General features: G+C 60.2%; 10 protein-coding genes. 6 read left to right on the top strand and 4 right to left on the bottom strand.

Going from position 1 to position 14610, the window contains the following annotated elements; translation table 11 throughout:
* Nucleotides 1-33: 33 nt before the first annotated feature.
* On the bottom strand, nucleotides 34-1278 hold the full coding sequence (locus tag Q9235_RS25905; protein WP_306224607.1) for a glycosyltransferase family 4 protein: 1245 nt from the start codon (nucleotides 1276-1278) through the stop codon (nucleotides 34-36).
* A 262-nt stretch (nucleotides 1279-1540) separates the two neighbouring features.
* On the bottom strand, nucleotides 1541-2722 hold the full coding sequence (locus tag Q9235_RS25900) for a polysaccharide biosynthesis/export family protein (protein WP_306224606.1): 1182 nt from the start codon (nucleotides 2720-2722) through the stop codon (nucleotides 1541-1543).
* Nucleotides 2723-3411: 689 nt separating this feature from the next.
* On the opposite strand from Q9235_RS25900, the gene Q9235_RS25895 reads away from it, so the two are divergent.
* Nucleotides 3412-4125, top strand: coding sequence for a P-loop NTPase family protein (locus tag Q9235_RS25895; protein WP_306224605.1), 714 nt, complete (start codon nucleotides 3412-3414; stop codon nucleotides 4123-4125).
* 48 nt (nucleotides 4126-4173) lie between these two features.
* Here the strand turns inward: Q9235_RS25895 and Q9235_RS25890 are convergent, their stop codons facing one another.
* Nucleotides 4174-5382 (bottom strand): Coenzyme F420 hydrogenase/dehydrogenase, beta subunit C-terminal domain, encoded by a 1209-nt coding sequence (locus Q9235_RS25890; RefSeq protein ID WP_306224604.1) that lies wholly within the window; start codon nucleotides 5380-5382, stop codon nucleotides 4174-4176.
* 162 nt (nucleotides 5383-5544) lie between these two features.
* Nucleotides 5545-6240 carry a CatB-related O-acetyltransferase gene (locus tag Q9235_RS25885; protein ID WP_306224603.1) on the bottom strand — a complete coding sequence of 232 codons (696 nt, stop codon included), beginning with the start codon at nucleotides 6238-6240 and terminating at the stop codon, nucleotides 5545-5547.
* Between the two features lie 555 nt (nucleotides 6241-6795).
* Here Q9235_RS25885 and Q9235_RS25880 point away from each other — a divergent pair.
* From Q9235_RS25880 to Q9235_RS25860, 5 genes are all read left to right on the top strand, one after another.
* Nucleotides 6796-8235, top strand: coding sequence for an oligosaccharide flippase family protein (locus Q9235_RS25880; RefSeq protein ID WP_306224602.1), 1440 nt, complete (start codon nucleotides 6796-6798; stop codon nucleotides 8233-8235).
* Between the two features lie 213 nt (nucleotides 8236-8448).
* A complete protein-coding gene (locus Q9235_RS25875; protein ID WP_306224601.1) occupies nucleotides 8449-9873 on the top strand; it encodes a right-handed parallel beta-helix repeat-containing protein in 1425 nt (474 codons plus the stop codon).
* 400 nt (nucleotides 9874-10273) lie between these two features.
* Nucleotides 10274-10837, top strand: coding sequence for a class I SAM-dependent methyltransferase (locus tag Q9235_RS25870; RefSeq protein ID WP_306224600.1), 564 nt, complete (start codon nucleotides 10274-10276; stop codon nucleotides 10835-10837).
* Nucleotides 10838-11366: 529 nt separating this feature from the next.
* On the top strand, nucleotides 11367-12893 hold the full coding sequence (locus Q9235_RS25865) for a NosD domain-containing protein (protein WP_306224599.1): 1527 nt from the start codon (nucleotides 11367-11369) through the stop codon (nucleotides 12891-12893).
* A 218-nt stretch (nucleotides 12894-13111) separates the two neighbouring features.
* On the top strand, nucleotides 13112-14491 hold the full coding sequence (locus Q9235_RS25860) for an AAA family ATPase (protein WP_306224598.1): 1380 nt from the start codon (nucleotides 13112-13114) through the stop codon (nucleotides 14489-14491).
* Nucleotides 14492-14610 lie beyond the last annotated feature (119 nt).

Here is a 14610-nt window from a genome sequence, read left to right as displayed (position 1 = left end):
GCGATGCCGGCGGGGCGTCTTCCGGTCCGCGTCTTATCGCCGGCCTGGATCGACTGCGGCGTTCCGGGCGACTGGCGCTGCCGCGCTGGCCTTGCGATCGGACAGGGCGCGCTCATAGGCGGCCAGCAGATGAGGAACTTCCACGGACCAGTTCAGGTGTTTCTCGACACGCTCGCGGCCGATCCTGCCCATGTGCTCGCGCATCGCCGGGTCGTTGATCAGCACCATGATCTGGCGGGCGAAATCGTCGGGATCGTGAATCCCGGCATAGAGCGAGGCACCCTTCGCGCTTTCACGGCCCTCATCGAGGTCGAACTGCACGAGCGGCTTGGAGAAAGCCATGTATTCCATGATCTTGTTCATGGTGCAGCGTCGTGTGTATTCGTTATAGGGGTCCGGGCACAGGCCGATATCGATCGAGCACAGTGCATTGTGCAGATCCTTGCCGGACAGATAGCCGGTAAAGGTCACATGGTCGGACAGGCCAAGTTCGACGGCGCGCTGCTTCGATGCCTCGAGTTCCGGGCCGTCGCCGATCAGGACGGCGTGGAAATCCGTCACCTGATGGACAGAGATCAGTCGCGCCAGGATATCGAGCAGCACGTCGATGCCGTCCTGAGAACCCATGATGCCGACATAGCCGAGAATGACGCTGGCGCGCGCCCGGATCGCGGGATCGACGACGCCGGTGCGCATCTGGTCGGCCTTTGGCGAGCTGCGCACCACGAAGACATCCGCGGGCGCCTTGCCTCCACGGTCGAAGGCGATCTGGCGATATGACTGGTTGGTCGAGATCACCACGTCGGCAGCCTTGAACGTCAGCCATTCCGTGACGCGCATCAGAAAATGGCCGAAGCCGGCCTTGCCGAACTTCTCCTTGTAGAGCTCGGGCGTCAGGTCGTGATGGTCGAACACCAGTCGGACCCCGGCGAGCTTGAAGGGCAGCGCCACCAGAAACAGCACGTCCGGCGGATTGGCGACATGCACGACGTCGAAGCGGTCGCTGCGCCAGACCTTCAGGGCCAGGCGGAATTCATGGAACAGCGCGGTCGCGTATTCGCGGATGAAGCCGAGAGCGCCGCGCCCCTCGTCAGGTAGCCAGTGCCGCAGCACGCGCACGCCGTCGATGGTTTCGTCGAGTGAAGTATAGCCCTTGCCGACGGGGCAGATCACCGTGACCTTGTAGCCTGCCTCTAGAAGTGTCGTAGCTTCCTGCCACATCCGCCTGTCGAACGGGACCGGCAGGTTCTCGACAATCATCAGAACATGAGGAGCCATGTCATTCCCAATGCAGAGGCGTCGCGGTGCATCTTCAGGCAGGGGCGTTGCCCTAGAAAGCTGGAACTTTCGTAGAGTAACTATCGCAAAGTAGCTACCGTAAAGTAACTAGGCAGCTTTCTTCACGCGGTCGGCATGGCTCGCCGGCTCGTCCCGGCAAGGCACAGTTATCCTCCGGCCGTCTCGCTTCGCTCCTGATCTTCCACCGCACCGCCGCCGTCGGATCGGCAGCGGTGCGAGAGGATTGGGCGTTGCGCCAGTCTCAATAGTTCGGGATGAACCCGCCCTGGATCTCGCGCGCCGGGCGCGTCACGAGACCGACCAGTTCCAGAAGCTTACGCAACTGAGTGCCGGCCGCATTCGAGATGTAGACGACGTCGCCGTGGCGAACCTTGAACTGGTTGCCGACGAAGATGCCGCCGGGCGTGTCGTAGCGGATCTGGTAGACGGTCGGGACCGTCGCGCTGGTGAAGTTGACGAGGTTCTCGGTATCGGCCGGGATCACCCGGCGATCCTCCATGCGGAGCACGAAGATCGAGCTGATATCGGCCCGCGTATCGTTGAAGCCCTTGGCCCGGCCAAGCGCATCCGTCAGCGACATGTTGTCGACATCGATATCGACGCGCAGGTTCTCGCCGCTGGCCCCGAACACATTGAGGCTGCGCGAGACGGGCTGCACATAGAGCGTGTCGCCGGGCAGGACCGCGGCGTTCGCCGCCGGGTCCATCATCAGCCGCCGCATCGAGACGCGCGAGCTGTGCGAGCCGCGCTGCAAGACGACTTCCAGGCTGCGCGACGTGCCGTCGGGGCCACCGGCCTTGGCGACGGCGTCGAGAATGCGCATCTGCGTGTTCCGGACCGGGAACTGGCCGCCGGCCTTGACCGAACCGATGACGCTGACGAGCGAGGCGCGGTCTTCCTGCATGGTCACGACGACCTGCGGCTCGATGGCGCGCTGCTTCAGCTTCTCCTCGATTTCCGTCTGTACGGCCGGGAGGCTGCGTCCCACGACGCTGATCTGGCCGGCATACGGCACCGAGATGTTACCGTTCCGATCGATCTGCTGAGCCGGCAGATTGATGTAATTGCCACCGCCGCCGGAATTTCCAGCCGCCTGGGGCGAGGTGAACAGACCGCCGCTGCCGGCTTCGAAGATCGTGACGAGGACGACGTCGCCGACCTTGGCCGAAACCTGCGCCTGCGCGCGCCGGGGTAGGGACCCGAAGCGGTCGGGTTCGCCGGGAAGAGACCGGGCGAGTTCGAGCGACGGCGCGACGAGCACGAAAGGAAGGTTCGTCTGTTCCTGCGTGGAGCCGACTTGCACCGTGGCTGTCTGGCTTGCTGCGAACTGGGAGGGGCCGCCTTCCGGGATGAAGCCGCTCGTGCATCCGCTGAGCGGCAAGCCCAGAAGAGCCGCGGCCGTCACCAATTTACGGAAACTCATTATTCACCTCGCCGCCCAACGACGTATTCTCTAAGCCACAATTCCGCCACACGCAAAGCCCTTGCCGCGAATATCCCTAACAACGCGGCGAATCACGTTTGGTCAGACCCATCCATCGCCAAGCATAAAGCACCGAAGATTAATTGCCCACTTAGGAATCCTGGCATCGCGCATCAGCGGCAGCATCCGACGAGGGAAGTTGTTTCCATCAGATTCTGCAGGCGGAGTGGCCGATTTTCTAGGGAAATCGACATTAACTCCGTATTGGAGCCATGTGCGGTTATGGTTTTAAGTGATAAAGCTGGCCCCGTTGCAGTAAAATGGCCTGCGCGCAATTGCGTGGTTTTGAATAATTTTTGCCTCTGTCGCAAAATGGCAACGATGGTCGCTTGTGCCACATTTCGGGCGTAACTGCAGCCCCGGTCCCGTGCAAGACTTCCGCTCGTACAGGTTTGGCAGGCTTCGATATCCGGACCCTCGGGCATAGGGTGCCGGCGGTAAGGTATGTCCGGTAAGCCGTAGAAGGCCGTAAGCCGATTAAGAAGCCGTCATCTTAAACACAAATTGAGAAAATGGCGGTCTACTCGGAAGCGAATGCTATCGTGTGTTGCTGCGATGCGATGGTTTCGTTACGCGATGCAATGTAGGTTAGGTGGAGTTCGCGCAAGGTGGCCCAGTCGGAGAGTTTGGTGCAGGAGCTCGCAAAAAATCGCTCTGCCGGGGCGTTGTCGCAGACGACGGCGAAGCGAGCAGGCTGGAGCTATCCGACCCATGTCACCAGCGAACTCGCGGTGATGGTGTCGCCCGGTTCCGCTGCGGCTGAGCGCCTCGTCTCGGTCGCATCGCAACTGCAGCATATGCATGTCGATCTCGGGACAAGGTCGTTTTGCTTTATCGGGGACAACAGGAAGGTTGGCACCACCGTGGTGGCCGCCAACGTAGCCGCAGCCTTTGCCATGAGCGGCCAACGGACGATCCTGGTGGAGGCGAATCTGAGGTCGCCGCGGGTCGCGGCGATGTTCGGCATCGACAGTAGCAAGCCAGGCTTGTCTGAATGGATGGCGGGACTGGGGGATGTGCAGTCCTGGGCCGGGTACATGCAGCCGGCCTGTCCTAACCTCATGGTCATGGCTGCCGGAAACGCCCTCAAGGAGGGAGAGGCTTATCTTGCGACCGAGCTTCGCGGCCTCATCCTCGAGATGTCGCGCATGTTTGATGTCGTGATCTGCGACTGTGCCCCCATGTCGGATGTTTCCGGGACATTGGCGGTCGTAGCTGCCGTCGAGCGCACGATCATGGTCGCCCGCGCCAACAAGTCGCGTTTGAACGCGCTGATTGCTTTTCAGGAGGTCGTCAAGAATTGCGGCGGCGTCATCGGCGGCAGCGTTTTGCTGGACTTCTGAAGGCCGGGGCCCCGGATTTCTTGGATTCTTGGGCCCCTCAGCGCCTCTCTATAGCCTTCCCCTTACGGCGCGCAGCATCGCGCCGAGGAAGCTCTCGATATTCGCCTTGAGGCCGGAGCGTGCGGCGAGCGGCCAAAGCGAGCGGCCCGAAAACCGTGTCGCGGGCCGCCCAGTCAGCCGCATCGCCAGCAGGCGCGACAAGGTCAGGCGCGTGCGGCGAAGCTGATAGGGCTGCATCAAGGCGATCTCGCGCGTCGCCAGCGGCTCGGTTGCCAATCGCCCTGCCTGCCGTGCGGCGGTGATGATGCTGTCGCCCAAAGCGGTGCGGCCGAGGACCAGCGAGCGCCCTTCCTGCTCGTCGAACGTCGGATAGCCCGAATCGTCGCCGTACCAGGCGTCGGCGCAGACGATGTCGGCCGACATCCCGGTGCCGTCCGCGCAGATCTTGCAGCGCAACTGGACATGCTTGCTGAGAACGTCGCCCCAGGATTGCGAGTAGGACAAGCTGAACTCCTGCCCGTCATCGGTGCGTGCCACGGTGCGACCGGGCCAGCCATTGCCCCGGAAACGGAAGGCTTTGACATCGTCCGGCGCTGCGCCCATCCGGCTGATCAGGTGGCGGATGCCCGTTTCGCTGGGGATGCCGCCGCACATGAACGCGATCATCGCGACGACGAGCCGGTCGACGCGCGGATCGTGTCGGGCATAGGCGCGCAGGGCGGCGATGTCGCAGGGCTTTCCGACCACGACGAAGGGCCGGCTTTCCTCAAGGCAGGCGACGATCGCGGCGAGCGGGGCGGAGGGCGCATAGCGAGAGCCGCTGGCGTGACGGATCTGTCCCTCGCTCGTGCTTCGCATCACGCGGTTGAGCCAGGGGACGTCTTCGCTCGCCGCCACCTGCAGGACGTAGCTGGCCTGGCCGGACAGCAGCAGATGTTCCAGTATTGCCGAGAGCGCGCCGCCTGACGAGGCCGCCTGCCGCAGGTTGGTATCGACCGCATGGCCTGTTGCAACCGATTCAAGCGGGCCCCATTCCGGAAAGTCGGGATCGATGCGCCCGTCGGGGAGATGGACCCGGCTCCCGGGGCAGATGTCGGCAATCACCGCGTCTTCGGACGGCGTTGGCGCCCCGGTCAGCACCGGGCGCAGGAAGCCGGGTTCGGTCATCGCCATGGTGGCCCGTGACGGGCCGAGCATCGCGGCGCACAGACCGCAGCCTGAGCAGAGATTGGCCTTGAGAACGGTCGCTAGAAGCATGGAATGCCTATACCTGCCTGCCTCGTGAAAGCGCCCCGTGACGCAAGAGCCGCGCCTCCGCATCTTCTTGGGGTGCGAGCCGCCGCTGGCCCGGCCAGTGCAGCCATGATCTGCATGACGAGGCGGCATCGCCATGCGCCGGCGAAGCGATCGGAGCAAGCCTCATACCGGTTCCCGCCCGTCGTTCGCCGCAGCCAGGAGCGGATGTCCTTCGGGCCAGCCGGCGACGGGGAGATTGAGATCTGCCACGAAGCCACCAAGTTCCTCCACCGGCCGCTCCCACCAGCGGCTGGCCAGGATCCGTGTCCGGATCTCGGGATCGAACCGTTTCCGCAGCACCCGGCCAGGATTTCCTGCGACGATCTCGAAATCATCGACATCGCGTGTGACGATCGTGCCCGCGCCGATCACCGCGCCGATGCCGACCCGCGTACAGGATTCGGTGAAGATGACCGATTGGCCGATCCAGGCATCCGCGCCGATCACGATCGGTTCATGCTTGATGGTGCGCTGGCCGACATGGCCGAGGCTCTCGTTATAGAAATAAGGGTGCATGATCAGGTGATCGAGCGGATGGTTGAGCCGCCGCATTACGCCGCTCGCCATCGAGACATAGCGCCCGATCCGGGCCCCGCCCGGAAACTGGCCGGGCTCGAAGCAGGAGCCATAGCTGTGGGCGCCGATCTCGGTGTCATGGAAGCGCGCGAGGATCAGGCGCAGCGTGGCGCTGCGGAACTGTCCGCCTTCCAGGCGGCTGGCAAGCGCCAGCACGCGCCGGCGCAGGCGCTTCGTGCGGTAAAGCCGTAGCAGCAGGGGGGAGATCGCACTGGTCTTCAGCTCGTCGCCTTGCGCGTTCATGCGCGAGGTCCGGACGGCGCACCTGCATTGCATGGTACTTGGCGATCCCGTGCCGGGCGTTGCCGGTCGATGCGATAACCGATCACGAGATCTCTGCCTCCCCTGGCATCGCCGACCAACGCATCGGCCAGCCTCCGGCCCGTCATCGCTGGCGGAAACCTGCGGCTCCGCAGCGTCAGGCAGCGGCTTAGCTGCGTTCAACGCTGCAAGTATGACGATATGCGTTTCGATTCCGTTGTTTTTAAAGCTGCCGGCAGAATTCCAACAGCCTTGCCTGCGGCCGTGACCATGGGTTCGTGCGGCAGGCCGACAGAGTCGATCCTCTGACCGCACAAGATGGCAGCGATAATGCGCTTCACGAGATGGATGAGACGGCTGTTCAAATCGTAGCTGACGTGACAGTGCTTGCCAGAGTTGCCGCTGCGGAACAAAAGCGAAGCGGCCGGGATCGTCGACGGTTTGCCAAGTCTGTCGGAGCAAAGACCGGCAGACCGACAAAGAGATGTCGCAGTTGGCCCGCATGGGGCATCGCGGCGAGATGGAGCGACCGGAACGATGGTGCGATGGCTGCGCGCGGCGTCAGGGCTGCCGTTCCTGTTCGAGATGGGAATTATCGCCGAACTGGTGGGCTCGCTGCTGAGAGCCGTCGCGCTCGCACGCATCCTGCCGCCGGATCAGTTCGGGATCGCCATCTCCTTGATGCTGGTGATCACGCTCGTCGACATTGCTTCGGATATCGGGTTGGACAAGTCGATCATCCGGCTGGGCCAGGACGTGGATGCGGATGTTGAACGCGACACCCTGCATCTGTTGTCGGTCCTGAGAGGCGCTCTGTTGGCGGCCTTGCTGCTTGCGGCCGCCCCTTTCCTGGCGGTCCTGTTCAAGGCGCCGGGCGCCACGGGCTCCTTTGCCCTGCTGGCGGTCGCCGCGCTGGCTCGTGGTTTCCTGCATCTTGGCGTCAAGGAGATGACCCGCGACTACAAGTTCGGTCCCGAGGGGCTGACGAACCTGGCGCTCTATGTGTCGACCACCCTGATCACCATCATGGTCGCATGGATCACCCATTCTTATACCGCCATGGTGTACGGGATCGTTGCGGGGCAGGTCATTCAGTCGCTCGTGTCGCATGGATTGGCGCCGCAGCCCTGGCGGCTGCGCTGGAATGCTGCCGCAGCGCGCAAGGCCGTTGCTTATGGCCTGCCGCTGGTCCCGAACGGCATATCCCTGGCGCTGAAGAATGTGGGTGATCGCCTCATCGTCGGGTTGGTCGCAGGCGCCAGCGCGCTGGCTGTCTACAGCGTCGCCGTCATGGTCGGTTTGATGCCGCGGGGCATCGTGCTTCGCTACCTGGTGGCCGTTTTCCTGCCACGGATGGTCAATTCCGGACACGGCCCCCAGACGGTTCCAATCGTCAGCGCCTTCGCCATCTTGTCGGGAACTGTTGCCACGGTGCTCGGAACCGGCCTCTGGGCCATCGGCCAGCCCGTGATTTCCCTGGTTTTCGGCGCGACTTATCTCGTCCCCCAACCGTTGATAAGTGCGGTTGCGATCATGATGACCACCAAAATTCTGTTCGGGATCGTGTCGGTCCCTGTGCTTGCCTTCGGAGAGACGCGGCTCGTGCTGATCGGCTCCGCCGGCAGCCTTCTTGGCATGGCGGCGGCTGCGCTGACGCTCGTCTACAGCCACGATCTCGCGATTTTCCTGCTCACGATGAGCCTGTTCGAATTCACCGCGCTGATAATCTCGATCCGCGCCAGCCGGGGCAAGCTCCTGTTCGACATGGTCGTCGCCGGCGCGAGCCTGATCGGCCCCATGGTGGTCCTGCTCGGCCTCGCCATCGGCGCGCAGGTTGCATCCTGCCTTGACTGGTTTTGGCGTGCTGTTATCGGGGTCGGCGTGCTTGCGATCTGTCTTCCAGGCATTCTCTACTTGCTCAGGCGCTGTCGCCTGTCGCTGCCTCAGGTATGGCGGCTCGTGCGCGGCAAAGAGTGAGCGCAAATCGCGGCTTCGGGCCGCAAGGTAAGCGTGTTAGAGCGGGAAGGTCGCGTATGTTTGCCGAGAAGCCAGCGCTGGAGCAGTCTAGTGAAGCGTAGATCGAATTTCTTCCCGATAGCAGCATACACGCTCATTTGCCTGACGAGCTTGTCCGCGACGCCTGCGCGAAGCCAGAACCTGGTCTCGTCTCCACAAGAGCTGCTTCAGGCTATGCAGGCGGCGAAGGGCGGCGAGCGCATTGTGTTGGCACCGGGCGATTACGGTGCGCTGCTTCTGAACGCGACGCGCGAGCGGTGGGGAACGTACAGCTCGCAGGTGACATTGGTGTCAGCCGATCCAGCCCGCCCGGCGTCATTCTCGTCGGTCAGCCTGGTCGGGGTTCAGAACCTCGCCTTCTCGAATGTCGCGTTCAACTATGCTTTCGCCCCGGCGGACAAGGTGAACATACGCCCGTTTTCATTCCGCGGCGTGAAAGGACTGACGATTGCCGATTCGAGCTTCGTCGGGAGCCTTGCCAGTGGAACCGGCACGCCAGCCGATGGTTTCGGGACCGGCACAGGGCTGATCATTGGCGATTCCGTTTCCGTCAATATCGAGCGTAACGTCTTCCGGCAGTGGCACCGCGCGGCAGTCTTCCACGAGACCAGCGACCTGAACGTTCGTGAAAACAACATATCTCAGATTCGTTCGGACGGGTTGGATTTTGCGCAAGTCGAGCGCGTTCTGATTGAACGAAACCATCTCCACGACTTCAAGGGGCAGACTGGGGGGACGGACCATCCCGATATGATCCAGTTCTGGACGAACAAGACCAAGGCGCCGTCGGTCGGTATCACCATTCGGGACAATATTCTCGACCGGGGCGAGGGTAGCTGGACCCAATCGATCTTCATGCGTAACGAAGAGGTCGACAGCAAGCGGGCTGGGCCCGAGATGTTCTATCGCGATGTGACGATCACCGGGAATGTGATCCGGAATTCGCATCTGCACGGCATCACGGTCGGAGAAACGGCCGGCCTGACGATTTCCAACAACACGCTCATTCAGGCCGAGGCGGCGCCGCGCCCCCAGCATGTCACGGTGCCGAGCATCAACGTAAAGTCCTCCTCCGAGAACGTTCGGATCGAAAACAACATCGCACCGCGCTTCCCCGATGTTGGCAGCAACCCGAAGGATGGATGGAGGCTCGCAAACAACCTGCGTGTGCAGCGCAGTTTTCCGCGGGCAAAGGATTTCTACACCAACATCTTTGTCGATGCGCTTGCTGAAGGGAGCATTCCGCTGTCGAAGCTTCAGCGGCTTCCTTCGGACGCAGCCGGCCAGGACGATATCGGCGCGCCGCTGACGCGTTTTGACCCTAAGCCCGCCATACCGACCGTCGTCATCCTGTCGTCGCCCGTACCCGGAAAAATGAGCGCCGAACAACGGCTCGACGCTTCCCTGGTGTACGGCCCCGGAGGCAGGATCGACATGACGGGTGCCAGCGCGGTCTGGGACCTTGGAAATGGCGTGAGCAAATCAGGATTGGTGCAGACTCACCGCTTTCCTGAGCGGGGATCGCCTCGCGTCTCCGTCACGGTAACGCTGGGGAATGGCACGCGCGTGGTCGGAACAAGAACACTGATGGTGGAGTGAGATCAGTTATTGAGGCGGGAACAGAATGCCGACCGTTCCTGGGGCGACCGTATGCCGGTTGGAAGGGCTTCTATCTCTATCGGTGCCGTAAGGGCGCCAAAGGCGATTGCGTAGATAATGTTCGAGCCTTCCATCTGCCGACGTATCGTCCGTCTCCGTGATCGGCCGGCGCTGCTAAAACTTGGAAGACAATTAAGGTCTCAGGTCAGATTCTTCGCGCCCTCCAATTGCTTGACGTCTGCAGGTGGTGACGTTTACTGGCTGCCTCGACAAGAATTGATCGTTTTGTCGAATCTGGGGGTATAGGATTTTGGACTCGCAAACGCCTGCTCAGTCGACGTCGCCTGTATCTTCGTATCGTCATAAAAGATTCGAGCTTTTTGCAAAAATCATAAACGAGATGCCGAGTTCGAAGAAGGTTGTCACTATTTTGGATGTTGGGGGGACAGAATCATATTGGTCAGACAAGATCGCGATGATTAAGAGAGACGTGCATGTCACTCTTTTGAATATCCATCAGGTTGAAACGAGCGCGGCGAATTTCTTATCCGTAGCGGGGGACGCTCGAAATATGCCCCAGTTCGGTGACAATCAATTTGACATCGTTCACTCGAATTCGGTCATCGAGCATGTCGGGCGATGGACGGATATGGTCGCGATGGCCCAAGAGGTTGCGCGTGTCGCACCATCGTACTTTGTGCAAACACCGTATTTTTGGTTCCCTATCGAGCCGCACGCTCGGACCGCTTTTTTGCATTGGCTTCCTGAACCTATCAGGTATCGAATTGTCATGGCTTTTAAGTGCGGGTTTTGGTCAAAATGCGCGACTGTCGACAGTGCGATGAGGACAATACAGAGCTCTGAACTTATCGATATTGGGATGATGAAAAGCTTGTTTCCCGGGTCTGTTATTGTTAAGGAGAAGGCATTCCAGCTTACGAAGTCAATAATTGCCATCAAGTGAGGTGCGATTTCTGATTGTGTAGGCGTGGTTTACGTTGATTGCGTGTGGGGTCGAAGGTTGGAAGTTTCAGCCTCCGTGCTCCAGCAGATGGTCTCGGCCCAGCCGGGCGCCTTTGGCAATTGGGTCAAAAATGCGAAGAAGTCTACTGCGTGCCTGCACGAGCGTGTCGGAGGCGCGATCCTCGATCTGCCGGTATCTCTATGTCTATAACAGTCAGGTGCTTCACCGGGATTGGGTGGCAGGCGCCCGATCTGACCAGCCTCAACGCGCCAAAGCTTGGCGGCAGCATGGCCAAGGCTGAAGCCCGTTTAGCAAGAGCCCCCCGCAACTGTTGAGATAAAACGAACTGGTGCTTCGGGCCCGCCGCAAACGCGCGGCTATTCACTGAACGTTAAAGTCGATCCTAGGTTTCACGATAAAATTTGATCTTTGAAGGGTGCTTTAAATTAGAAGTATGATGCCATCCTGCAAGCGTGGCGACACAAAGTCACCAAATTATTCGATCTATCAAATCTTGCAGGAGCCCTAAATGTCGGTCGGTCATGTCGTCGTGGTGTCGAATTCAGCAGAGCTTTCCGCCGCGCTCAAGGGGCGCGCAGACGATACGGTGATTATGCTGAAGCAGGGAAATTACGGTGACTTCGGTTTCAACGCGGCCGAGAGCCCTCGTGCAATCAACCTCGTAGCCGCCGATCCGACGAAGCCGCCTGTCTTTGGTTCCCTGACGATCTCGAATGCCAACGGAGTCAGTATTGAGGGTGTCACGTTTACTCCCAAGGACGGTGTCAAGTATGCCAACGGATTGACTCTGCGAAATTGCGAAGATGTCAGCCTCACAAAAAATGCATTTGTCGGTGGGCCGACTGCAATGGAGTTTTCGCAGCGCGGCCTGGTTGTCGAGAAATCGTCAGGTGTCAGCGTTTATGACAACGAATTTTCCGGATTGATGCGTGGCGGCGTGTTTTCCGCCAGCGACGACATCAAGGTGACCGACAATTCGGTCTACGGCATGCGAAGCGAAGGGTTCAATTTCTCAAGTGTCAAGGATGTCGAGGTTTCCGGCAACAAGATGGGTGATTTCAACCCGGCCGCAGGCGATCACCCGGATTTCATTCAATTCTGGACGACGAAAACCCAGGTTGCGTCCGAGAATATCTATATTCACGACAATACCCTGATTCAGGCAAAGGGGGGGCTGTCGGTTCAAGGTATATTCATGGATAACGACGATAATATTCCTTACAAAAATGTCGTCATCGAGAACAATCTTATTCAGTCGGGCGCTCCGAATGGAATTTTGCTTGCAAACGCAGTTGGTGTGAAGGTATCAAATAATACAGCATTGGCTGTTGAGGATTCGAATTACAAGTTGAGCCTTGCAATCAAGGATTCTTCTGATGTTGTTGTTATCAACAATACAGCAAATGCTATAACTTTGACAAATAACAATGGCCAGTCGGTAGATGGTAACGTTGCCGTAAGCAAATTTGTCGATGGGTTTAAACCATTGACGGCAGATGACATTGCGCAGCTTCGTCATGATGCGCCGATCATGCGGGGTACCGATGGTGACGACCGCCTGACGGGCACGAAATTGAACGACGTGATCCTGGGCGGCGCCGGCAACGACGTTTTGTCCGGTGGGCGCGGCGATGACGTTATCATAGGTGGATCCGGCGATGACATGTCCTTGGGCGGCGCCGGGGCTGATCGGTTCGTCTTTTTCGGCCTTGGTGCCAAGGGGCTGGAAAACGAGCGCATCATGGATCTGTCCTTTGAAGAGGGGGATATGATCGAGCTGAGCGGATTTGGCGCCCGGACGTTCGGAAAGGCCGCCGGCGTCGATCTCGTATCCGATGCGCATACGTCGAGCGTTCTGATCAATTCGGTCGCCGATTTGATCGAGTTGTCGAAGCTGGATGCGGTGACGATTTCGCGGAAAGGTTCGACCGACCTTATCAAGCTCTCGATCCGTGATGACAACGGGTACGTTCTCGATATTCAGCTTTCGAATATGTACAACAATTATGCTGGCGGGGGCGGCACGCTGATCTGATGCCGTTTCTCCAAGAGAGCGGCTGTATTGGCTAATCAGTGCGACGCGCAGGCGTGGGCAGAGTGTCCCGCGCCGCGCGATGCCGCAGAGTTCTGACGCTGCATGATGCTTCTGTGGCAGATGGTTGTGATGTGCCTTTTGCCAACGCTGTGTTAGACGCTGAGAAGTATCAGGGCTTTCGCTCCGCTCCGAAGAAGTGCTTGGTGAAACGGTAGGTGATGATGTCGTTTGTCAAAGCGATGATTGCAGGCCTGTCGGGCCGGAAGCCGGGATTGCAATCCGCAGCTATGAGCCAGCGCCACGACCCGCGGTCGCGCGGTCGCGCGGTCGCGGCTTCCGAAGAGGAAATGGTTTTCCGCTTCCAGGCCTCCGACAATATGCTTGGGGACGTCGGAAGCGAGAAGCTGCTGCGCGCGATCAAGTCCTTTGCGCCAAGCCAGCCGACGCAGAACATTGCGCAGTTCGCCGGCCGTGCCGATATTCTGACGCAGGTGATCACCGCGATCGAAGAACACCGCAACCATCTGGTTCTGTTCGGAGGGCGCGGAACGGGCAAAACCTCTCTCGCCCTGGCGATGTCGTCCGTTGCGCGTCGTGCCGGCTATCACTGCTCGTACATATCTTGCACGCGCGAGAGCACGATCGACTCGATCTTCCGTTCCGCGCTGTCGGAGTTGCCGATCCGCTACGATCATCAGTTCGATCCGCGCAACGAGGAGGTCGATCCCAATCTCAGCTTCGAGTCCTTGGCGCCGCAGGTGGAGATGACGCCGCAGGTCCTGGCGGATTTGCTGGCGCGCATAAGGAGCACGCGGCTCCTGATCGTGATCGACGAGTTCGACCGAAACGAGAACCAGACTCTGACCCGGGGTCTCACTGAGATCATGAAGGTGCTGTCGGATCGCGCCATTCCGGTGCAGATCGTTATCGTCGGCGTCGGCGACGTCGTGGACAATCTGGTCGGTGAGCACTCTTCGATCGCGCGAGTGCTTTACGTCGTGCGCCTGACGAGCATGTCGGATCAGCAGATCCGGGACACGCTCGCATTGGCCTCCAGATATGCCGAGGTCGAGATGCTGCCGGATGTGACGGAGGCTATCGTCAGTATTTCCTACGGTCGCCCGTATATTGCACGCCTTGTGGGGCTCAAGGCCGCGAAAATGTCCCTTCTGCGGGGCTCCCCTTATGTCGAGATCGAGGATTTCCGATCGGGAACGGAGGAACTCCTCGGCTATCTCGATTCCGCGGGATTTGGCCAGGCGGGCCGCTTTATCGGCGCCTCGGCGACGAATGTGTCGCTCTTCGTCGCAATGCTTAGGTGCAGGCGGGACTCTTCGGACCGTTTCACGGTCAGTGATGTCTGCGAAGTGCTCACAAATCCGCCGGCAAGCGCCGACTGCGTCCAGCGGGTCCAGCAGGCGATCGATCTTCTGGCGTCGCCGGAATTCGGCCTGCTGACCACCACGCCCGGCCCTGTACCCTTGTCCCAGTTCGTCGATCCTCGTGCGGAGCTTTGTATCTCGATCTTGTGTGGACGCGCCTTGGGCAGGCTTCCGCGAGCCCAGGCAAGCGTCCAGGCATTCCACCCTTCAAGTTGAGCACTTTTTCGATCCGCGGGCCGTCGCAATGCGGCGGCTTCCGCGGGCGGCGGGGTGCCGCAGGGTTAACCCTGCCGGGCTTTTTGTCATGCGGTCGTTGCGTTGCAGCGTAGAAAACG

Origin of the sequence: Bosea beijingensis (assembly GCF_030758975.1) — a bacterium.
Classification (GTDB): Bacteria; Pseudomonadota; Alphaproteobacteria; order Rhizobiales; family Beijerinckiaceae; genus Allobosea; species Allobosea beijingensis.
This window is presented reverse-complemented; position numbering and strand designations above follow the sequence as displayed.